Origin of the sequence: Micromonospora sp. WMMC415, from assembly GCF_009707425.1 — a bacterium.
In the GTDB taxonomy this organism is placed as follows: Bacteria; Actinomycetota; Actinomycetes; order Mycobacteriales; family Micromonosporaceae; genus Micromonospora.
Window position 1 is genome coordinate 6,214,733 of the sequence record NZ_CP046104.1, and the last position, 22,615, is coordinate 6,237,347.

The 22,615-nt window shown below is 70.3% G+C and carries 14 protein-coding genes; 6 read left to right on the plus strand and 8 right to left on the minus strand.

Translation table 11 applies throughout. The features are described 5' to 3' along the window. Positions 1-30: 30 nt before the first annotated feature. Entirely contained in the window at positions 31-480 is a 450-nt protein-coding gene (locus tag GKC29_RS29125; RefSeq protein ID WP_155333858.1) for a hypothetical protein, read from the minus strand. 422 nt (positions 481-902) lie between these two features. Here GKC29_RS29125 and GKC29_RS29130 point away from each other — a divergent pair, with 422 nt between their 5' ends. Further along, positions 903-1,433, plus strand: coding sequence for a GNAT family N-acetyltransferase (locus GKC29_RS29130; RefSeq protein WP_155333859.1), 531 nt, complete (start codon positions 903-905; stop codon positions 1,431-1,433). A 57-nt stretch (positions 1,434-1,490) separates the two neighbouring features. On the opposite strand, the gene GKC29_RS29135 is transcribed toward GKC29_RS29130, so the two are convergent. The 5 genes from GKC29_RS29135 to GKC29_RS29155 form a co-directional block, all read right to left on the minus strand. After that, positions 1,491-2,840 (minus strand): AAA domain-containing protein, encoded by a 1,350-nt coding sequence (locus tag GKC29_RS29135; RefSeq protein WP_155333860.1) that lies wholly within the window; start codon positions 2,838-2,840, stop codon positions 1,491-1,493. A gap of 5 nt (positions 2,841-2,845) precedes the next feature. Next, positions 2,846-5,176: a DUF262 domain-containing protein gene (locus tag GKC29_RS29140; protein WP_155333861.1), complete on the minus strand. Its 2,331-nt coding sequence runs from the start codon at positions 5,174-5,176 to the stop codon at positions 2,846-2,848. 62 nt (positions 5,177-5,238) lie between these two features. Beyond that, entirely contained in the window at positions 5,239-6,753 is a 1,515-nt protein-coding gene (locus tag GKC29_RS29145; protein WP_155333862.1) for a hypothetical protein, read from the minus strand. Continuing rightward, positions 6,750-7,880: a hypothetical protein gene (locus GKC29_RS29150; protein ID WP_155333863.1), complete on the minus strand. Its 1,131-nt coding sequence runs from the start codon at positions 7,878-7,880 to the stop codon at positions 6,750-6,752. Before GKC29_RS29150 ends, GKC29_RS29145 begins: the two co-directional genes overlap by 4 nt. After that, positions 7,877-8,683 carry a hypothetical protein gene (locus GKC29_RS29155; protein WP_230688853.1) on the minus strand — a complete coding sequence of 269 codons (807 nt, stop codon included), beginning with the start codon at positions 8,681-8,683 and terminating at the stop codon, positions 7,877-7,879. Before GKC29_RS29155 ends, GKC29_RS29150 begins: the two co-directional genes overlap by 4 nt. Before the next feature lie 70 nt (positions 8,684-8,753). Between GKC29_RS29155 and GKC29_RS29160 the strand changes: the two genes are divergently transcribed. The 4 genes from GKC29_RS29160 (at position 8,754) to GKC29_RS29175 (ending at position 18,767) form a co-directional block, all read left to right on the plus strand. Further along, positions 8,754-11,240: an ATP-binding protein gene (locus GKC29_RS29160; RefSeq protein ID WP_155333865.1), complete on the plus strand. Its 2,487-nt coding sequence runs from the start codon at positions 8,754-8,756 to the stop codon at positions 11,238-11,240. Next, positions 11,237-11,644, plus strand: coding sequence for a hypothetical protein (locus GKC29_RS29165; RefSeq protein ID WP_196255771.1), 408 nt, complete (start codon positions 11,237-11,239; stop codon positions 11,642-11,644). The genes GKC29_RS29160 and GKC29_RS29165 overlap by 4 nt, the downstream gene beginning before the upstream one ends. Continuing rightward, positions 11,637-15,629, plus strand: coding sequence for an AAA domain-containing protein (locus GKC29_RS29170; protein WP_155333866.1), 3,993 nt, complete (start codon positions 11,637-11,639; stop codon positions 15,627-15,629). Before GKC29_RS29165 ends, GKC29_RS29170 begins: the two co-directional genes overlap by 8 nt. A gap of 117 nt (positions 15,630-15,746) precedes the next feature. Further along, positions 15,747-18,767 (plus strand): DUF3427 domain-containing protein, encoded by a 3,021-nt coding sequence (locus tag GKC29_RS29175; RefSeq protein WP_230688854.1) that lies wholly within the window; start codon positions 15,747-15,749, stop codon positions 18,765-18,767. 50 nt (positions 18,768-18,817) lie between these two features. On the opposite strand, the gene GKC29_RS29180 is transcribed toward GKC29_RS29175, so the two are convergent. Continuing rightward, the gene (locus tag GKC29_RS29180; RefSeq protein ID WP_155333868.1) at positions 18,818-20,965 is read right to left on the minus strand and encodes an MMPL family transporter; all 2,148 of its coding nucleotides are present in this window, start codon (positions 20,963-20,965) and stop codon (positions 18,818-18,820) included. Positions 20,966-21,267: 302 nt separating this feature from the next. Between GKC29_RS29180 and GKC29_RS29185 the strand changes: the two genes are divergently transcribed. Next, complete coding sequence (locus GKC29_RS29185; protein ID WP_155333869.1) at positions 21,268-21,669, plus strand: hypothetical protein; 402 nt, start codon at positions 21,268-21,270, stop codon at positions 21,667-21,669. A gap of 180 nt (positions 21,670-21,849) precedes the next feature. On the opposite strand, the gene GKC29_RS29190 is transcribed toward GKC29_RS29185, so the two are convergent. Further along, positions 21,850-22,590, minus strand: a complete 741-nt coding sequence (locus GKC29_RS29190; protein WP_155333870.1) for an ABC transporter permease — start codon at positions 22,588-22,590, stop codon at positions 21,850-21,852. Positions 22,591-22,615 lie beyond the last annotated feature (25 nt).

Sequence of the window (22,615 nt, forward strand, 5' to 3'; positions counted from 1 at the left end):
CCGGGCTGCGAGATTCGCTGTCACAATCTGCTATCGCCGGCTGATAGCGCTCCGGTAGGTCCGCCAACGCGGACACTGCGTCCAGCATCGGTCCGCGGGTGGGGACCGGGCGCGGTCTGCTGCTTGCGTTCCCAGAGGCGCACCCAGCCCGTCGGCGAAGGCGTTCACCGCCTCGCCGGATGCGTGCGCCCACGCCGGGACCTGCCGGGCGCACGCCTCGGCGGCGGCCGGTTCGTGGCCGGCGCGGATGAGGCGTACCAGCAGGAACGCGGTGTCGATCCACGCCGCTCCGTGCGCCGGGCTGGACCAGTGGACAAGTCGCAGCCGGTCGGCGAGGAGGAAGTTCCGCGGCATCATGTCGGTGTGCAGGAGCGTGTCGCCGTCGACCAGTTCGGCGGCGATGAGGTCCCGCCAACGGTCGGCGAATCGCTGCAGCGGAATGGGCGGAGCCGGAGTCAGCTGACAGCTCAGTCCGCTCAACAGTTGCACCACCGGAAGCAGATCGGGCGATCCGGGGTCAGGTCGGGGTGGCGGCCGGCGGCGTACTCGAACCCGAGGAGCAGCCAGCCCTCCGCCTCGACTTCCGGCGAAGGCGAGGCACCACGTCGGGCAGGACCGGCGGCGACCGAGATGGCGGCGCGAGGATGGTCGATATACGTGGGGCGTATACCGCGAACCCTGGCAACGGTTTGGGTTAGGCTCGACAGAGCGCAATGGGCACAGCCACCCGCGAACGGCGAGGTTGCCGGTGACACCTGCGAACCGCTGCCGGAAATGGGGCGGGTGCGGTCGGGACGAATAAGCGCGCTGCTGGCCGAAGTACGATCCGATCTTGCGGGTGCAGGCACTTCGCTCCCCCACGTCCGGGAGTTCAACGACGCTTACGACGGGACACCGGCCTGATGCAGAAAGACCTGCGGCTGCGGCACTACACGGCTGAGGAGGCCCAGACGTTGGTTGACCAGCTCATCGACGTCTACCTGGACGCCCATGCGAACGACGGGCCGCTCTACAACACCGAGCGATACGGGAAGCAGCTCGCCGCGCACATGCCACGCCCAGGCTGGTCGCTGGTGGCAGCGACGGTCGACGACCAGTTGGTGGGTTACATCTACGGATTCCCGCTGGCGCCGGACACCCGGTGGTGGGATGGCATCCAGGAACCTGTGCCGGCCGGCTTCACCGAGGAAACTGACCAACGAACCTTTGCCGTCAGCGAGTTGTTGGTACGCAGCGCGTGGCAGCGACGAGGCATAGCCCGAGCCCTACATGACGATCTGATGCGCAGCCGGACCGAGGAGCGCGCCACTCTGCTCGTCCGGCCCGACAACGTCGGTGCGCGTCGCGCCTACGACTCCTGGGGGTGGCAATGCGTAGCACGGCTCAAGCCAGCGTGGGAGGGCGCTCCGATGTTCATGGTCTTCGTTCGCTAGGTCACGTCTCGATTGGGGGTCTTCCCGCCCGCGACCTTTTGCAACGGCTCGCCACCGTCAGCTCCTTACTCCATGTGCCAGCAAATGAGCCAGGACGGACTGGTTGGCCTCCCAACCGTCGGGGAACTTGACCGGCACGTTCAGGTGCACCGGCTCAGTGCTCGGGTGGGCGTCGAGCAGCTCGGCGATCCCCGCCCGAGCCACCACGACGCACGCCTGCCGATGTCGGGACGTGAGCACGCAGAGCCGCCCCGACTCCAGGTGGAACGCGGTCGCGTCCCGCCGGCCCGAAAGCGGGTGCAACACGATCGTCACGTCGTACTCCCGGCCTTGAAGCCGGTTGGCGGTGTCGACGGTGACGCCGGACTCGGCCTCGCCGAGGTGAGCACGGATGGCGGCGACCTGGTCCCGATGCGCAGCGCCAATCGCGATCCGATCGGCCGTGACGGGCGCCCCACCGGGCTCGCGTTCCGAAACTGCGACGGCCCCACGCTCCAGCAGCCGGCGCGCCAGGGCGGCACACGCCGCAGCAGCCTCGGCATCGGTGCGCGCCGTGTGCCGGGCGGGCAACTCATAGAGCGCCCACCCGCTCGCCGCCGCCGTCTCCAACGCCGCGTCGACCAGACCGCCCCCGAACCCGGCGGTGCTGAACGACAGCGACCGCTCGCCAGGCGTCGTCCCGGCCTCGAACCCGGTGAACGGGTAGAACGCCTCGGCGACCACCGGCACCGCCGACGGCGGCAGCCGCCACGACACCGGCAGCCGGTGCACCGGCAGGTCCGGGTTGTGTCGCAGCAGCGCGGCGACCGCGGACTGCATCGGATCCCAGGTGAGGCCGACCCAGCGTTCGGTTTCGACGGTGGAGAACGGGTCGAGCTGGCCGGGGTCGCCGACGAAGAGCGCCCGCTCGAACCGGCCGGCCACCCGCAGCAGCGCGTCCGACCGCATCTGGTAGGCCTCGTCGACGATCGCCCAGGGCCAGCAGCCCTCCGACACCATCGACCACTTTGCGGCCGTACCGATAGTGATCGACGGACCGCCGAGGTCGGCGACCTTGGCGGCGACCCGGACGGTGGCGTACCGCTTGATCCGCTCGGTGGCGCTGTAGTCGTTCGCCGAGAGGCGGCCGATGTGCAGGTCGGGCGCCTGCCGGGCGAGCCGGTCGATCAGGTCGTCGACCTGCTCGTTGGTCTGGGCGATGACGATCAGTGGCTCGCCGGCGCGGGCCAGCTCGATGGCGGCGCGGACGACCAGGGTCGACTTGCCGGCGCCGGGAGGCGAGTCGACCACCACGCCCCGGTGCTCGCGGGAGTGCAGGTCGGCCAGCACCTCGGTGATGACCTGCTCGGCCTGAGCCGACGGCGATACCGCCGGCTGTCGCGGAAGCAGCAGGTTGCTGACGGCCATGGACATCACCGCGCCTCGTACTCGAACTGCTGCAGGCGGGTGCGCGCGACCTCCAGCTCGGCGGGATCGAACAGCCACTCGAACTCCGGCCTGGTCACCAGAGCCTCGACCGTCAGGTCGAGCCGGCCCCGCTCCCACAGCGCGACGAAGCCGTCGGACACCACGGAGCTGGCGAGCAGCTTCTTCGCGGTGGAGATGCTTCCGTGCTCGGCGAGCATGCTGAGGAAGAGCGTGGCGTTGTAGCCGGCCTCGTCGCGCGCCGCCACGTACAGCTGCCGCATCGCCCGGTCGAAGTCGGCGCCCGTGCCGCCAACCGCGGCCTGCGCCGGCACGGTCGCGGACGGCGGGCCGGCCGCCAGCGCCGCGTCCTCGACGGTCGACTCGTCCGGGCCGACGTGGTCGTCGTCCTCCGACGGTCCGGCTGCCTGCTCGTTGCGGCGGGCCACGTAGCCGAGGAGCGCGTCCACCGAGGTGAACACCTCGTACCCGAGTTCCTCCATGCGCGGCAGGTCGGGGTTGGCGTCGAGTTCCAACACCACCGGGTTGCCGAGACCCGGCTGGAGGCCGTCCGGCCAGTACGCCTCGGCCACCCCCAGGACACGTCCCGTGGCAGGATCGGCGATTTCGCTGTCCAGCGCGGGTTCGGCACAGCCGGCCGCGGTCAGCTCGTCGACCAGCGCCTTGATCTGGCGGGCGCGGACGTCGTCGTCCTCCTCGGCCACCACGACCACCGGTCGCAGCGGCTCGGCCGCCGGCTTGGTTCCGTCACGCAGGCTGGCGAGGAATCCGTTGGCGGCCTCGGCCAACAGCTCCCGGCGGGCGGCCAGGAACTCGCGGTAGCGATCGAGACGCCAGAGCTGCGGGTCGGTGGGGATCCACTGCGACTCGAGCGCGCCCGGGTGCTTCTGCTGGGTCTCGGCGAAGTAGTCCTCCGGCGCCCGCTTGCCGATCGCCAGGTTGGTCTGCTGGGTCAGGAAGGAGAAGTTCGCGACGGCGTTGACCTCGGAGCGACCGTAGCCGTGCTTGTAGAGCAGCGCCTTCGGGAAGATGTGGTGCACCTGCAGCGAGGTGAGGTAGCCGAGCATCTCGGCTCTGAGCTCGAGCCCGGAGCCGAAATCGCGGGCGCCGAGCACGCGGGTGAGCAGATAGAGCAGCGGGTAGAAGCGCGAGCCGCGGCCGAATCCCTCGAAGTCCTGTCCGTCGATGACGAGGTTGCCGCCGCGCCAGCGGCTGAGGCTGGTGATCAGGCCGTTGATGCCGGTGCGGGCGACGGTTTCGTAGTCCTGAGTCAGGATCGTCTCGGTGGAGCCGGCGAAGCGTCCCCACAGCGCGGCGTGGATGTACCAGAAGAGCATCCGATCGCGCTGGGTGGCGTCGGCGAACGAGCCGCCGTTGAGGTGCAGGAAGCGGGAGACCACCGGGAAGGCGTAGCGACCCATCAGCACCCGGTCGTGGTCCAGGCCGAGCCGCCCCGAGATCACGTCGAGGAAGCCGCTGATGTAGTGCTCGCTGGAGGTCAGCGCCTGGGCGAAGTCGGCCGAGCCGACCCCCTCCAGGAACTCGAACTGGGCCCGGCCGGTCGCTACCGCATTGACGTTGCGCAGCAGCCAGTCGAGGTTGAACTGGAATCCGGCCGTCGACCACGTGCTGAGGTGCTTGCGCATGGTCGAGCGCGCCTCGGGCCAGTCGGCGCAGATCTTTGCCAGCGCCAGGTCGCCCTTGGAGAGCTTGGTGCCGCCGGAGTTGACGCGGTTGAAGATGTCGACGACGACCTCGACGCCCTTGTCCGCGCCGGTGATCTTCTCCTGGTGGAACTCGCGCTCGAGGATGTTACGCAGCCGGATGAGCCGACCCATGTACGTGGCGAAGTGCGGCATGGTGGCCGGGTCGGCCGAGAGCTTGCCGATGTGCGGCTCGATGCCGTCGACGAAAAGCTCGGTGACGTCGACCCACGTCGGGTCGTCCTTCATCTTGGCCGGCGCGTAGAACTCGAAGGTCTCCTCTTCGACGTTGAAGCGCAGGCCGGTGAAGGCCGCCGGGTCGCCCTCGAAGAACGCCGGAGGCTTGCCGCGCACCACCCCGTAGAGGGAGGTGATCCGCTGCTGACCGTCCAGGAGCAGCTGCTTGATCCCGCCACCAGCCTTGCTGCTGCCCCGCACCGACCCATGGTCGGCTTCGGTCTCCCAAACGAGCAGGGCGCCGACCGGATAGCCGAGGTAGAGCGAGCGCATCAGGCCGCGGACCTGGTCGCGGTTCCACACGTAGCCGCGCTGGAACTCGGGCAGCAGCACCGTGCCCGAGTCGATCTGGTCGAGGATCGTGCCCAACTTGCTCATGTCAGCTCCCCCACGGATCTGAACGTCTGGTTGTTTGTTGTGCTGCGGTGGATCAGGTTGGGTCAGGACCACTCTTCGCGGGCATCTTCGGCGGTCGGAGCACCATCATCGAAAGGCGCGGGCGGGCCGCCGTGGGTCCACGGCGTCTCCTCCCGCGTCGGGAAGGCGCCGGCCGGGAAGAAGGAGTCGGTCAGCGTGGTGTAGCAGAGCCGATCCCCCACCTCCGGCACGCTGCCCGGCGGCGGCGTCAGCGACGACCCCATGCCGCCGGTCAGCTCCAGCACCACCTCGCTGGTTCCGTCGTCGTCGCGGGCGACCGACACGACCTTGGCCTTCTGGTTGCTGGGCCGGTCGGGTGAGTACAGCGTTGTGCCCGGGGTGACCAGCACCGGGTCGGCCGTGGTCACCGTGATCCAGGGGCGCAGGACGCGGCGCTTCCCGCTGTGGTCCACCCGGGTCGGGTCGGCGGCCGTCACCTCGCCGACGAACGCCTCGCCGGTGAGCCGGTAGTCGGCCATCACCATCGGGTCGTCGTAGGCGCGCTGCACGTCGTACGAGGCTTGTGCCCGTTCCAGCCGGTGCAGCCGCTGCGCGGCGGCCACGGCTCCGTCGCGGCGGGGCTGCGGCAGGCCGCCGTCGTCGAGGTACGAGCAGTAGTTGGTGTAGGCGTCCCGGTCCTCGGCCCAGCGGCCGGCAACCCGCGACCCGGCCGGCAGGTCGTGCAGCAGCGCGACGGCCTGCCACATCAGCCGCCAGGTCGGGTCGAGCTGCCCACGCAGGATGTCCTCGAGTTCGGCGCGCCGCCGGTCGACCAGCGAGTCGGCGGCGACCGCCCGGTCGTACGCGGCCATCGCCGGCGCGAGGACCTCGTTGTCGAAGCTCGGGTCGGTGGCCGGGCCGGCCGGCGGCGAGGCGACCGGATCCTCCGCGAGAGCGGCCGCCTCCGGGCCGGTCATCCCGTCCGGCGGGGCGATCCACGCCATGAGGGCGGCGAGCTGGGCGTCTTCGAGGGGGCTCTGGCCGGTGGCCCAGTGCAGGCCGAGCGCTTCGGTCATCGCCAGCACCGCCGAGGATCCCGGGTGTTCGGCCCGGTCGGCGAACCAGGTGAGCCAGCGGCCGAGCAGCGGCACCGTCGGGTGCACCGGGTAGTCGCCGTCGGTGCGCCGGAACCGGGTGGAGCGGCCGAAGAGCCGAGTGAAGGCGACTCCGCCGCGGTTCGGTACGAGCAGCTGGGGCGCGTTCGTGTACCGGACCCGGATCTCCTTGCCCCGGTTCGCCGACACCGCCTCCACGTCACCGCGGAAGCTCTCGACGTACGGCAGGACCACGGCGGCCAGCGAAGCGGCGAAGGCGAAGCGCTGGTCGCGGTTCCGGGGCTGCGGCACGATCAGCAGCGTCGGGTCGTCCGGGTTGTCGCCGACCAGCGCGGCGAGCGGTGCGTTGGCCTCGCCGGCCATGGTGAGCGGGATGAACACGAGCGGACGGTCGGCGACGTGCAGGTGCCGGACCAGGGTGATCCGCTGCGCGCGTTCCGTGACGACGGCTTCGGCGCGGGCGAGGCTGGTGAGCGTACTCATCCGGCCACCCCGCTGAGCAGCTCGGCCCGCAGCCGGGCGGCGGCGCGCAACAGCTCCGCGGCCTCCTGCTGGTCCTCGGCGGGCGCCCGCTCGTCGCGGGCGATGGCCAGCGCCGTCTCCACCCGCTCGATGCCGCCCAGTTCCTCGCGCACGGTCTTGCCGAGGGCGGCGGTGCAGCCGCGGGCTTCGTGCCGGCAGAGGTACGCCAGCTCGCAGGTGGCCAGGCACTCGGGCGAGTACCGGGCCTCGACCTCGTGCAGGGCGTCGATCAGCGACTGCGGGGAGCGGGTGGGTACGCCCGTGTCGTCGGCCGCCAGGTCGAAGCTCAGCGTGGCCGGCAGCTCCGCGAGCAGCGCGTCGATCCGGGTCATCCGGGACAGTTGCCGGCGCAGCACGGCGAGTTGCTTGCGGACGTCGACCAGGACCGCCATCGGCTGGTTGGAGAAGTCGCGGGGGCAGATCAGCACGACGTCGTGCGAGACGATCTCCGGGTCGTGGCCGGCGTCTTCGAGCAGCTTGCGCATGGCCAGCACGTACACGGCGGACTGGATCGCGGCGGCGGCCACCTTGCCGGGGTCGGCCTGGCCGTCGATGACGGCGAAGCTCTTGATCTCGACGACGTGGAACCGGCCGGCGTGCTGGAACGCGATCAGGTCCGGTTCGAGGTAGGCCTGCTGGCCGGCGACGTCGAGCCGCAGCAGCGGGTGGTCGAAGAGCGTGCCGGCCCGCTCGGGTTCGGCGGCGGCGCGGGTGAGCAGGGTGCGGGCGCGGGCGTACCGGACGTCGTTGCCTGGGTGGCCGGCGACCGACTCCAGGTCGTCGTAGGCGACCTCCTGGATCTCCAGGTCGAGCAGCTCGCGCAGCAGCCGCAGCAGTTCGGCGCAGCCGTTGGCCTTGACCTGCGCCTCGAACGCGTTGCCGCGAGTGATGGCGAACCGGGACTGGCCGAACCGGGCCGGGTGGTCGATGTACGCGGCGAGGCGCTGCTTGTCGACGCCGGCGCAGTCCAGCACGGCCCGGCGGGCGCAGCCCGGGTTGCTGGTGAGGGCCGCGATGGTGCGGGCGTTGTGCCGGGCCGGGGCGACGCCGCCGCGGATGGTGGCCAGGCGCTGGGCGAGGTCGGTCATGCCGACCCCCGGATGACGCGCAGGCGGCTGCCGTAGAGCTGCTCCGCCTCGTCCAGCCGGCGGGCACGGTCGGCCGCCGCGGCGCGGTCGGCCCGGTCGGCGTCGGCGTGCACGGCCAGCTCGGCCTGGGCGGCTTTGATGACGATCGCCGGGTCGACGGCTTCGTAGCCGTCGACGGCTCCGGGGATGCTGGTGGCGAACCGGCGGAGCAGGCGCGCCACCGTGAGGTTCTGCTCCGGCATCCGAGCAGCCTGCTCCGCGACCTTGATGGTGGCTGTCAGAAAGTCAACACGAGGGCTCAGCGGCCCGATGATGCGCCGCTCCAGCGGCCAGGTCGAGACCGCGAGCAGGCCGCGGGCCGGCGCGAGGTGCTCGGCGGTCAGGGCGGAGCAGAGATGGTACGGCCGGGAGCGCGGGGCGGTGCGGAACGAGCGCTCCTCGTCCCGGCGCAGGTGGGTCAGCTTGCCGGGGACGAGGCCGGGACTGGCGGTGCCGAAGAAGGCGTTGTGCACCTCGGCGATCAGCTTCGGTGCGGCCGGGGCGGAGAGCAGGGTGAGGGCGTGGTGGACCTGGTCGCGCATCGACACCAGGGGCGCCTCGACACGTGCGGGCCGGTTGTCCGCCTCTGTGCGGTCGGCGAGGTCGGTGATGGCCCGCTCCCACTCCCGCTCGGCGTCCCGCAGTTCGGCACGCAACGCCTTGACACGAGCCGCGTCCCGCGCCACCACCGCTCGTCGGACCGCCGCCCGCAGGTCGTCTATCCGACCTTCGATGTCTTCTATGGACTCCGCCACGACGAGCATGCTACAAGTTCCAGTGTTTCCCAGCAATCCCCCGTAACCAGGATTGTTGATAAGCGGAACACTACTTACGGTGACGCCTGGAAGGGAGACCCGGATGGGCTGGGACCAGTCTCTACTCGACCAGGTTTTCGACCGGTTGGCCGAAGACGACGTGTCCGATGCGGTGATCGACCTTGTGCTCGCGGCCTACGTGGGCGACGAGGCGCTCGGCGGCGTCCTCGCCGGCGAGTCCGTCGACCTGCCCGAGCGGGACCCGACCCAGCGGCCCCGCCCGCAGCCGCTCTACCTGGAATCCATTACCGTCGCCGGCTTCCGCGGCGTCGGTCCACAGCAGAGCGTCCGGCTGCAGCCGCACGCCGGCCTCACCCTCGTCGTCGGCCGCAACGGCTCCGGCAAGTCCAGCTTCGCCGAGGCCGTCGAGCTCGCCCTCACCGGCGACAGCGCACGCTGGGCCGACCGCAACAGCGTCTTCAAGGACGGCTGGCGCAACCTCCACCACGGGTCGCCCTGCGAGATCGAGGTCCAGGTCCGCGCCGAGGGGGCCAGCAAACCCATCCGGGTACGCCGAACCTGGCGCGACGACCACACCGACGCCGGCCAGGGCATCGGCAGCGTCCTGGCCGACGACGGGCAGCGCTACACCGGGACGACGGAGCTGGGCTGGCGCAAGTCCTTGGACGCGTACCGGCCGTTCCTCACCGCGAGCGACCTGGGCCGGCTCATCACCTCCAAGCCCAGCGGTCTCTTCGACGCGCTCGCACCGATCCTCGGCATGGACCCGCTCGTCGACGCCGACGACCGCCTGATGCGGGTCCGCCGAACGCTGAACGACCAGATCAGCACGGTCAAGACGGCCCGCGCCGCCCTGCGGGACGCGCTGAGCCTCGTCGACGACCAGCGGGCCCGGGCTGCGTCCGCGCTCCTGGCGAAGCGGACCGTCGACCTCGACGCTCTCGACCAGTTGCTCGCCGACGCCGGCAGCGACACCACCGATCCGGCGGCGGTCGCCGCCCGGCGCCTGGTCGCCGCCGCCCTCCCCGACGCCGGGTACGCCACCGAGGTGGCGGACGAACTCGCCGCCGCCACGGCGCAGGTCGCCGGCCTCGCCACCACCCGTGCCGGCACCGCCGACCAGGCAGCACAGTTGCTGCGGATGGCGGTCGCCTTCCACGACGACTACGGCGACGGCAGCTGCCCGGTGTGCGGCGCCGGGACGCTCGACGCCGCCTGGCGCGGTCGCGCGGAATCGACGCTGGATCGGCTGCAGCGCGACACCGTGGCGGCCGAGGGAGCGCACCGGCGGCTGCGGGAGGCGCAGGCCCGAGCCGTACGGCTGCTCGACCTGGACCGGCGGGTCAGCGTCCACGACCTGGAGGCGATGGCCGGCGTGCTCGACCAGCCGGAGGCGGTGAAGCGGTACCGGGCCAGGGTCGACGACCTGTGCGCCGACGCCGCTTCGCTTCCTCCCGATCAGCTCGCGGCGCGCCTACGCACCACCTACCTGCCGCTGCTCGACGCCTTCACCGAGCTGCAGGAGCTGACAAGCGCGTGGCTGCGGCAGCGGCACGACGCCTGGCGCGAGCACGCCGTCGCGCTGCAGGGCTGGCTCAGCCAGGCGCGGGCCGGCGTCGAGAACGATGCGAAGCTCAAGCTGGTCAGTGCCGCCCGCGACTGGCTGAAAACCGCGCTGTCCGCTCTTCGCGACCAGCGGTTCGAGCCGTTCGCCCAGCGCTCGCAGCAGATCTGGGAGGAACTCCGGCAGGAGAGCAACGTCGAGCTGAGCGGGATGCGGCTCGACGGCACCAACACCCGCCGGAAGATCTCCTTCCCGGCCAAGGTCGACGGCACCGACACCTCGGCGATGGCCGTGATGAGCCAGGGGGAACTGCAGGCCCTCGGCCTGTCGGTGTTCCTGCCCCGCGCGTGCGCCGACGACAGCCCGTTCCGGTTCGTCATCATCGACGACCCGGTCCAGAGCATGGACCCGTCGAAGGTCGACGGCCTGGCACAGGTGCTCGCCAGCCTCGCGGAGACCCGGCAGGTCGTGGTCTTCACGCACGACAACCGGCTGCCCGAGGCGGTACGCCGGCTGCGCATCGAGGCCACCATCTGGGCGGTCACCCGCCGCGACGGGTCGGAGGTCGAGATCCGCAAGAACAGCGACCCGGTCGACCGGTACCTCGCCGACGCCACCGCGATCCTCAAGGCCGAGGAACTGGCGGACAATGCCCGCTACCCGCTGGTTTCCGGCTTCTGCCGGTCGGCGCTCGAAGCCGCCTGCCATGAGCGGATCCGGCGGGAACGCATCGCGCGGGGTGAGCGGCACGGCGACGTCGAGGAGCTCATCGAGAAGGCGCTGACGCTCAACCAGGTCGCCGCGCTCGCACTGTTCGGCGACATGCACCAGGGCGGCAAGGTGCTCGGCCGGCTCAACAGGTTCGGCGGATGGGCCGGTGACGTGTTCCAGGCGTGCAAGCAGGGCGTCCACAGGCCTGGGATGTTCGACCTCGCGGTGCTGGTCCGCGACAGCCGCCGACTCGCCGAGGAACTGCGATGACGACAACCGCTTCGCCGCAAGACTGCCTCGCCGCCGCCGACAAGCTGCTGACCAGCGTCGTACGCGGCACCCGCGGCGCATGGCCCCGCGCCTGTGCCTGGCTGCTGCGGCTCGCAGTCGAGGCAGCCATGGACGACTACTGGCAACGGTGCCATCCTGAGGTCGCCGCGCTGCGCGCCAGGACGCCGCAGTTCCTGATCCTGGACCGCTACGCTGGCCGGCACGTTGCCGCCCGGGCGGGATACGCCTGGTCGGCGCTGTCACGCGCCGGACACCACCACTGCTACGAGCTCGGCCTCACCGCAGCGGAGCTTCGACGGCTCCGGGAGACGGTGGCGGCAGTTGTCGGCGAGCTGGCGTCCGCAGGGGCCGGGCAGGAACGGGGAGTGGATAACGATGCTTGACGTCGAGCGCCTCCGGCGCGTGGCGGCCGCGGCAGACCGCTGGGCCAAGTCACTGATCGACACCTCCGGCAACAACCGCTTGCTCTACTACCGTGATTTGAAGGCCGGCACACTCGCGCTGTCGGGGGCCGACCCTGCGGCGGTGACCCGGCTGCTGACCGGCAAGCCGCAGACTCTCAGCCAGCTCTTCCCGTACGAGGAGTCCCGAACGGACGCGCGGCGCCGAGTGCGGACCATCCGGGCCAAGATGCGCGAACTTTCCGAGGAACGCGGTCTTGATGCGGGCTACGTCGTTACCGGAATGGCCGCCTGGCGAGAACCGGATCGCAGCCCTCGCGCGCCCGTCATCATGCATCCGTTGCAGATCGACGCGCTCAGCGCCACCGAGACCGATTTTCGGCTGCGGGTCGACTCGCCGCCGATCGTCAACCCGGTGCTGCTGTTCAAGCTGGCCCGGGATTACGGCATCACTCTCGCCGAGGATGAGTTACTCGCCGAGCTGCCCGAGGCCGGCTTTGCCCCGGAGGCCCTGCTTCAGCGGCTCGCTCGAGCGGCATCGCGGGTGCCGGAGTTCGCCGTCACACAGACCCAGATCGTCGGCACGTTCCTCTACGAGAAACTGCCGATGGTGCAGGACATTGAGAAGAACGGCGAGCTGCTAGCCAGCAGCGACGTGATCGCGGCGCTGGCCGGGGACGTCGCGGCCGGTGGGGCACTGGCATCGCCGGTCTCAATCGCCCCGTCGACGCCCGATGCCGTGCCGCTCGGCGACGAGTTCCTGGTGCTCGACGCCGACTCGTCGCAGAGCTACGCCATCAACGCTGTCGTCGGCGGGCAACACCTAGTCATCAAGGGTCCACCCGGCACGGGCAAGAGCCAGACGATCGCGAACATGATCGCTGCCTTGGCCGCCCGCGGGCGTACCACCCTCTTCGTCGCCGAGAAGCGGGCCGCCATTGACGCGGTACTCAACCGGCTGGCCTCCGTCGACCTCGCTGACCTGGTCGTGAACCTGCACGGCGGCGGCACCAGCCGGCGGGAGCTGGCCCAAGCGTTAGGTAGTCGGTTACAGCGCATCGGCCAGGAGCGGCAGCCCCGGTTGCAGGACCTCGGCCGGCAACTGCTCGCTCGGCGAGAGCAGCTCGTCGCGCACGACGAGATGATGCACCGTCGACACGAGCCATGGGGCCTGTCGGCGTACGAGATTCAGGAGAAGCTGATCGCCCTCGGCGACGGCAGCCGGACGGCGTTCCGGTGGCGTGCTCCAATGTTGCAACGCTTGAATCCGGCCACGGCGGAACAGTTGTGGCGGGCCGTGGGCGAGCTGGCCCGGCTCGGCGCCTTCGATGGCACCATGCCGTCGAGCCCGTGGCAGGCCGCGACCATTGCAACCGCGTCGGCCGTCCCGGAGGTCATGACGGCCGCCGGGCAGGCCGCGTACGAGACTCTGCCAGCGGCGCAGCAGCTGCTGCGTACGCTGACCAGCCAGTGCGGGCTGCGACAGCCGCCCACCCGTACCGCCTGGCGTGAACTTCTCGCCCTGGTCCAGGGCGTCAGCACCTCCCTGACCCACTTCGCACCAGAGGTGTTCGCCGGCGACCTGGATCGCTGGCTCGCCGCCACCGCGGACCGGCGCGGCCGCAAGTCGGCTTCGGTTTCGCTGGGCTGGCTGGAGCGCCGGGCGGCGCTGAAGGAGGTGCGAGCCCTTTGGCACGGAACGGATAAGCCGGCTCGCGCCGAGCTGCACGCCGCGCTGCTCGCAGTGGCCGACCAGCGGGAGCGCTGGCAGCGCTGCTGTGAGCAGGGCAGCCAACCGCGCGGCGCCGACTGCCTCGCGGAGGCACTGGCCAACGCCGATCACGTCGATCGGTCGCTGGCGGTGCTGGAGGCGATCCTGCCCGCCACCTTCACCGATGCACCCGACCAGCTGCAACGGCAGCTCACTGCCCTGGCCAGCGACCAACTCGGCCTGCAGCGGGTTGCCCGCCACAACGAGCTGCGCTCTGCCCTGCTGAGCTGGAACCTCCACGCTCTGCTCGCCGAGCTGGCCGAGCGACGCGCCGGCTCCGTCGAGGCCGAGCAGTTGCTGGAGTACGCGTGGCTGCACTCCATTCTCGACCACATCGCCCTCACCGACGCCAGGTACGCCGCAGTGAACGCCGAGCAGCTCACCGCTGCGGTGGCGGACTTCCAGCGGGCCGACCACCGGCACATCGAGGCGACCCCGAGCCGGATTCGCCGGCTCGCGGCCGCACACCTGGTGGCCACCCTCGACGCCCAGCCGGAGCAGCAGCAGCTGGTGCGCAAGGAGGCCGCAAAGAAGACCCGGCACCTGCCGGTACGGGAGCTCTTCCGGGCGGCATCGGAGGTCCTGTTGGCCGTCAAGCCTTGTTGGGCGATGAGTCCGCTGCTGGTCAGCCAGGTGCTCCCGGCGCAGCGCCTCTTCGACGTGGTCATCTTCGACGAGGCCAGCCAGGTCGAACCGGTCGATGGGATCACCTCCATAATGCGGGGACGGCAGATCGTCGTCGCCGGCGACGAGCATCAGCTGCCGCCCACCGCGTTCTTCGACAGCGCCGAGGACGAGGGCGTCGACGACGATGGTGAGACCGTGCTGACGGACGACGTGGAGTCGCTGCTACAGGCTTTCGCCACCGCGCTGCCGCTGTCGCAGGTCAAGCACCTCGCTTGGCACTACCGCAGCCGAGACGAGCGGCTGATCGCGTTTTCGAACCTGCACATCTATGCCCCGAACGGCAATGAGCTGGTCACCTTTCCCGGCGCGGCGGCCGAGGGCTGCCTGACCCACGTCCTGGTCGACAACAATCCCGTGGGCTACGGACCGGGTGATCGGGTCAGCGCCGAGGTGAGCCGCGTAGTGGAGCTGGTCCTGGAGCACGCGGAGAAGCGGCCGGACGAGTCACTCGGCGTGATCACTATGGGCATCAAGCACGCCGAGCGGGTGGAGACGGCGCTGCGGCGCGCCCTGCTCGACCGCGGCGATTTCGACGAATTCTTCCGTGACCAGGGCGAGGAGCCATTCTTCGTCAAGAGCATCGAACGGGTACAGGGTGACGAGCGGGACGCCATCATCCTGAGCGTCGGCTACGGCAAGGGCCCGGACGGCCGAATGCTTTACCGCTTCGGTCCGATCAACAACGTTGGCGGCCAGCGCCGGCTCAACGTCGCCGTGACTCGAGCCCGTCAGCGCGCCACGGTGGTCAGCTCGTTCAGCGCGCGAGACATGGACCCGAACAAGCTCAACGCCCACGGCGCAAAGCTGCTGCGCAGCTATTTGGAGTACGCCGAGAGCCAAGGGGAGCGGCTCGCCACGCTGGACAACGCGCCCACTCTCAACCCTTTCGAGGCCGACGTTCGAGACTGCCTGACCGCGGCGGGGATCCCCCTGGTCGCGCAGTACGGGGTGAGTGGTTACCGGATCGACTTCGCTGCTCAGCACCCGGACCGACCCGGCGAGATGGTGCTGGCCATCGAGGCGGACGGTGCGACCTACCACTCCTCCCCTACTGCCCGGGACCGTGATCGACTGCGGCAGGAGCACCTGGAACGGCTGGGTTGGCGGTTCCACCGCATCTGGTCCACCGAATGGTTCCGAAACCGACAGAAGGAAATTGCCCGAGTCAAGGCCGCGTACGACACGGCGGTCGCCGAGGCCAGTAGACCTGCCCCGGTGACCCGGCCCGTCATTCGGCCCCGGACAGAGGAGCCAACTCAACCCGGCGCCGCGCCAACCCGAAGCCTGCCGAGGCCCCCGGTCTACGGTGGTTCGCCCATTACTGAGTACAGCCGGCGAGAGCTCGCCCTACTAGTGGCGTGGATCGAGAGCGACGGCCGGCTGCGTACCGAGGACGAGGTGATCGCAGAGACGATGCGGGAGTTGGGCTTCCAGAAGCGGGGCTCGCGGATCGTCACCGCCCTGCAGAGGGCGGTGCGGGACGCACGCGGGGCAAACCGTGCCCGGTAGAACAGCGAACGCAGCGGCCGAGGCCGCGGGGGGCAGCGCCGAAGCGGGCCGGCTGGCTAAGTTACCCAGGTGACGGATCTTGGGCGGGGAATCTACGAGCACCTCATCACACGTGGCATGGCTGCCCGCCTCCGGCACGTCGATCCCGCCCTGATCCAGCAAGCGAGCCTCGATCCAGCCGACGCACCTGCCGCCCTCGCCCGCCACATTGCCACCCTGGCTTACCGCGCCCTGCACGCCGTCGCCAGCGGCGACGACAAGCTGGCCCGCCAGGTCCAGCTGGCCAACCGCATCGCCGACGCTATCGCTGACCTGAACCCGCAGGCAGCAACAAAGCATGACCAGGTGGCCGACGCCAAGAACCTCCTGCACGCCATCGCCGCCCCGCCGACGCCACCCGCCCAGCCCGCCTTCCCGCCACGCCCCACCACACCGCTCTCCACCGGTGCACTGCTGGTCAACGGTCGTCACCAACCGCGCATCGGCCACGAGGTCACCCACGAGATGGCCTCCGCCGACCAGGTCGATCTGCTCTGCGCGTTCATCAAGTGGCACGGACTGCGCATCGTCGAGCCGGCCATCCGCGACCTGATCGGCCGTGGCGGCCGGCTCCGCGTCATCACCACGACGTACCTCGGCGCGACCGACCAGCGGGCCCTCGACCGGCTGGCCGAGCTCGGCGCCGACATCAAGATCTCCTACGAGACCCGGACCACCCGCCTGCACGCCAAGGCCTGGCTGTTCCGCCGTCGCACCGGCACCACCACCGCGTACGTCGGCTCGTCGAACCTCTCCAAGGCCGCGCTGGTCGACGGCGTGGAATGGAACGTCCGCATCTCGAACCTGGAACAGCCGCACGTCATCGACACGTTCACCGCGACGTTCGAGGACTACTGGAACGACCCGGCCTTCGAGGACTACGAGCCCGGCAAGGACGCCGACCGACTCCGGATCGCGCTGCGCGGGGAGCGCCCCGACGAGGCGCCCACCGAGATCGCGAACCTGGACGTGCGGCCGTACCCATACCAGGCCGAGATCCTGGCCGACCTCGACGCCGAGCGCAAAGTTCACGGCCGCTGGCGCAACCTCGTCGTCATGGCCACCGGCACCGGCAAGACGGTGGTTGCAGCGCTCGACTACCGCCGGCTACACCGGGAGAAGACGGTCGACTCGTTGCTCTTCGTCGCCCATCAGGAGCAGATCCTGCGGCAGAGCCTGGCGACGTTCCGGCAGGTGATGGGCGACGGCAGCTTCGGCGAGACGCTCGTCGGCGGTCGAGAGCCGCAGCACTGGCGGCACGTCTTCGCCTCCATCCAGTCGCTGCACCGGCGGGAGATCAACCCTGAGGCGTACGACATGGTCATCGTCGACGAGTTCCACCACGCGGAGGCGCCGACGTACGCCCGGTTGTTGGAGCGGCTGCGGCCGCGCGTACTCCTGGGGTTGACCGCGACGCCCGACCGCAGTGACGGCGGCGACGTGCGGCGGTGGTTCGACGGCCGCGCCGCCGTCGAGCTGCACCTGTGGGAGGCCCTGGAACGGCAGTTGCTGGCGCCGTTCCAGTACTTCGGGCTGCACGACGACGTGGACCTGTCGCAGCTGCGGTGGAAGCGCGGGCAGGGGTACGACCCCTCGGACCTGGACGGCGTCTACACCGGTAACCACGCACGGGCGCGGATGGTGCTGCGGGCGGTACGGGACACCGTCGACGTCGGGCGGATGCGGGCGCTCGGGTTCTGCGTGAGCATCGGGCACGCCGAGTTCATGGCGGACTGGTTCACCAAGCACGGCGTGCCGTCGGCGGCGATCACGTCCGGAGTCGGCCCCGCGGAGCGGCAGACACTCATCAAGGACTTCCGAGACGGCACGCTGCGGGTGTTGTTCACCGTCGACCTGTTCAACGAGGGTGTCGACCTGCCGATGGTCGACACGATCCTGATGCTGCGACCGACCGAGAGCGCCACGATCTTCCTGCAGCAGCTCGGCCGTGGCCTGCGCCTGGACGACGACAAGCCCTGCCTGACCGTGCTCGACTTCATCGGCGGGCAGCACGCCAACTTCCGCTTCGACCTGCGCTGGCGGGCCCTGACCGGGGTGAGCCGGCGGGCGATCACCGAAGCGGTACGGGATGACTTCCCGTCGCTGCCGAGCGGCTGCCACGTCCAGCTTGACCGGGTGGCGAAGGACATCGTGCTGGCCAACCTGAAGTCGGCGATGCCGACCTCGAAGACCGGCCTGACCCGAGAGCTGCGGCTGCTCGGCGACGTGAGCCTGGCCGAGTTCCTGCGCGAGGCCGGCGTGGAAATTGAGGACGTGTATCGGTCGGCGAGCATCGGCGGGTGGGCCGGGCTGCGGCGGCTCGCCGGGCTGGAGACCCCGCCAACCGGGCCGGACGATCGCGAGTTGGGCAGGGCGATCGGACGGATGCTGCACCTCGACGACCCGGAGCGGCTGGACTTGCTGGCTCGGGTGGCGGCCGGCGAGCGGCCGGAGGCCGGGCGGCTGTGGGACCTGCTGCACTTCGACCTCTGGGGGCCGAACGCGCCGCTCGCCGAGCGCGCGGAGCGGCTGTCCCGGCTCTGGGCCGAGCCGGTGCGCTGCGCAGAGCTGGGGCAGGTGGCGGAGGTGCTGCGCGACCGCATCCACCGGGTCACGGTGCCGGTTGACGGGCTGCCGCTACACGTGCATGCGCGGTACAGCCGCAACGAAGCGTGCGCCGCCTTCGGCATGCCCAACCCGGGCTCACTACGCGAAGGCGTCAAGTGGCTCCCAGACGCGCAGGCCGACCTCTTCTTTGTCACCCTGGTCAAGTCCGAGGAGCACTACTCCCCCACCACCATGTACGCCGACCGGGCCATCACCGAGACGCTGTTCCAGTGGGAGTCGCAGAGCACCACGTCGTCGGCGTCGGCGACCGGGCAGCGCTACATCAACCACGAGAAGCAGGGGTCGACGGTGCATCTCTTCGTGCGGGAAACCAAGGTTGCGGACCGTGATCTGGGAGCACCGGCTTACCTGTATGCCGGACCGATGACCTACCAGGAGCACAGCGGCGACCGACCGATGCGCATCATTTGGAAGCTTGCGCACGCGCTTCCCGCCGACGTCTACGCCGCCGCCCGCGCCATCGCCGCCTAAGGGGCGCAAGCTCGGTCACTACCGGTTGAGGCATGACCGGTCCACCGCCGCTATGCCTGCGTCACGCTCGCCGGCGCCGGCGGGGTGTGCGGCGCTGGCCGCTCGTCCCCATGCCCCGGCCACCACGCCTTGTGCCCGATCAGCGCCGTCAACGCCGGCACGAAGAACATCGACATGACGAACGCCGACAGCACAATGCCGATTGCCACAGCAAAGCCCATCTGCTGCAGGAACGAGATCGGCGCCAACATCAGCACCGCGAACGTCCCGGCGAGAATCAGTCCCGCTGCGGCCACCGTCGGCCCCGCATGCTCCACGCCGATGGCCGCCGCCTGGTGCGGCTCGTTGCCCTCCCGCGCCTCCTCCCGCAGCCGGGCGATCATCAGGATGTTGTAGTCGGTCCCGATCGCCACCACGAAGAGGTACAGGATGATCGGCAGTTGGAAGGTCACGCCGGGCTGGTCCTGTAGTCCCTGGAAGACGTAGACCGTGGCGCCCAGGGTGGCGGCGAAGTTGAGCAGCACCGCGATCACGAGGTAGATCGGCGCGACCAGGCTGCGCAGCAGCAGCGCGAGGATGAGCGCGATCAGGCCGGCCGCCACCGGCAGGATCACCGACAGGTCGCGGTTGTTCGCCGAGTTGATGTCCGCGAAGATCGCGGTGGTCCCGCCGACCAGCGCCCGGGTGCCGGGTGGGGCGGCGGCGTGCAGGGCGTCGCGCAGGTCGTCGCGGACGAGTGTGATCGCCTCGTTGGAGACCGGGTTCTCGTTGAGCAGCAGGCTGATCCGGACCACGCTCGGGTCGCTGCCGCGCTCCGGGGGCTGTGCCTGACCCACACCCGGGGCGTTCGCCGCGGCCGCCGCGAAGTCGGTGACCTGTTGGTCGGTGAGCGGCGTCCCGTTGCCGGTGGTCAGGTAGACCTCGGTGGGGGCGAGCGCACCGGCGGCGAACCCGCTCTGCAGGTCCTGCGCGGCCCTCGCCGACTCGGTGTCCTGCGGGAAGCCGGCGCTGAAGTCGTAGTCGGCCTTGTAGCCCAGCACGCCCGCGGCGAGCGCGACCAGCAGGGCACCGGAGGCCGCCGCGACGAGCGCCGGCCGGCGCCCGATGACCGTTCCGAGCCGGTGCGAGATGGTCGCCTTGGGGGGACGCTGCCATGCCTTGGACGGCCAGAAGACGTACCGGCCGAGCAGCGAGACGACCGCCGGGATGAGCGTGAGCGAGGTGACCAGCATGACGCCGACGGCGATCGCGAGCGCCGGGCCGAGGGAGCCGAAGAAGCCCAGCGAGGCGAGGAGCAGCACGAGGAACGCGACGATGACCGCTCCCGCCGCCGAGGTGATGACCTCGCCGACCCGCTGGACGGAGACGATCATCGCGGTGCGCTTGTCGTCGCCGGCGCGCAGCCGCTCGCGGTAGCGGAAGAGCAGGAACAGGATGTAGTCGGTGCCGATGCCGAACAGCACGATCAGCAGGATCGTCTGCAGGTCCTGGCTGACGGTGAGATCGAACGCCTTACCCGCGGCGGCGACGAGCCCGGTCGTGACGCTCATGACGACGCTGATGACGACGATGGGCAGCAGCGCGGCGATGGGGCTGCGGAAGATGACCAGGATCAGTCCGATGATCAGGATGATCGTCGCGATGCCGACCACGGAGAAGGCGTCGTTGAAGGTGTCCTCGTTGTCGACGAAGCTCGCCACGTCGCCGGCCACGCCCGCGGTCAGCCCGCTGCCCGCAAGCTCCGGGCCGATGGCGGCCCGCACATCGCGTACGGCGTCGAGCAGCGCCGGGTCGTCCGGGGCGGGGGCGTCGAGCCCGACGTTCACCACCTGCACCGACTTGTCCGGCGCCACCGCCTGCGGACCGGTCAGGTAGCCGGACGTGTGCGGGATGTTCTCGGCCTTGAGCGACTGGGCGAGCTGGCCCACCTTCGCCTCGTCCGCCGGCGTGAGCGGCTGCCCGTCGGCGCGTTTGACCACGATGATCGCCGTCGCGGTGGCCGCCTGCGGGAATGCCTTCTGGCCGAGTTCGGTGGCCTGCACCGACTCGTAGGAGCGGGGCAGGAAGCTCTCCTGGTCGGCGGAGGTGATGTCGCCCAGCGACGGTGCGGTGAAGATGATGGCGAGCGCCGCGAGCAACCAGCCGGCGATCACCCACCACGCCCTGCGCACGACGAATCTGCCCAGCCGCTCGAACATGGAATCCCCCGTGTTTCGGCCCAATCGACGTTCGGGCCCCTTGGGCGCCCGCTCGTCACGCTGCCGGGCATCCTTCGCTACCCGCTGTGCAGCCTACTGCCGCCGGGCAATCCTTTTCGGATGCTCGCCGTAACGCGAACCGCGTGCCGTATGGTCGGCCGCCGGCCTGGAACTCGGAATTCCTCCACTGTGGGATCATGGCGGCTCGTGTGCGCGATCTTCGCGCCTGAACATTGGAGGACTGTGTGCGCCGATTCGCGCGACGGCTGGCCATCTCGATTCTCTCCGCGACTGTTGCGTCGGTGACGCTCGCGTCACCCGCACAGGCCGCGACGAATCCGTTCACGGCGGCACAGGCCTGCAACAACGACTTCGGTGGCTCGTGGGCCTACGCCAGCGACGGCCACCGGTCGATCTACGCGTCGAACGGCACCAAGGTGGGCGACGTCTACCTGATGTACAACAGCTCCAGCGGGTACAACTGTGTCGCCACCCTCAAGCGGGTGTCCGTCGGCTCGACGACCGGGGTGTCCGCCGGCATCCGGGTGGAGGGCGGTTCCTGGGTCTACGACTCCGGGAGCTACAAGTACTACGCCGCGATCCAGCGCTCCGCCCGGGACAAGTGCGTGATGTACAGCGGCGAGGTCCTCTACGGCACCAGCTGGCAGGGCGCCGGCCGGTCCAGCTGGGGCAACTGCGGCTGAGCTGCCCGCAGGCCCCCGACTGCCCGGCGGGGCGCGGCGTCACCGCTTCCAGCGGCTCGCCGTCGCCCCGCCGGTCGAGCGGACAGCGGCGGGGTCGTTATGTCCGCCGCCGCCCGGCCCATCGGCGGCCGGGTGAACGATCCACTTGGTCGGCGGTCGTCGGGGAGACGGGATCGAGGTTCAGCTGAACCGGCGGCCCTCGTCCCGCCGGAAGGCCCAGACCGCGATGCCGGCCAGCACGACGATCCAGACGACCAGCATGACGATCGAGATGGGTCGCGCCGAGTACTCGCCGACCGCGCCCCACATCAGCTCCACCGCACCCCGGGTGGGCAGGTACGGGCCGACCGTCTCGATGAAGCTCGGCGTCTGCTCGGGCCCACCGAAGAACAGGCCACCGCCGAACGCGAACGAGAAGAAGACGATCTGCGCGACGGCGATCGCGGCCTTGCTGGGCAGCGAGTATCCGATGGCGAGGCCCATCAGCGTGAACGGCACCGAGATGACGAGCACGGTGCCGAGCGCGGCGAGGAAGGCCAGCGGGGTGATCCGGGCCTCGGTGAGCACGGCGGCGATGACGACGACGGGGATCAGCGAGAGGAACGTCATCGCCAGGCCGGCGAGGATCCGGCCGGCGAACCGGGGAAACGCACCGGCGGGCAGGGTCCGCATGTACGGGTCCCACGGCTGCTGCCGGTCCTCGGCGACGCCGATCCCGTACTGGAAGATGTTGGCGCTCATCACGGCGAAGGTCACCATCGACGCGGTGGCGTAGGTGGCGACGACCGGGTCACCGCCGGCGAACGGTACGACGAAGAACAGCATCGACGCCGCGGGAAAGAACGCGCTGCCGATCACCGCGATCGGGATGCGCAACGTCTCCAGGAGCTGGTACCTGGTGTGGACGAGGGTGAGCTGCATGAGGGGGCTCCCTGGCGGGGGTCGG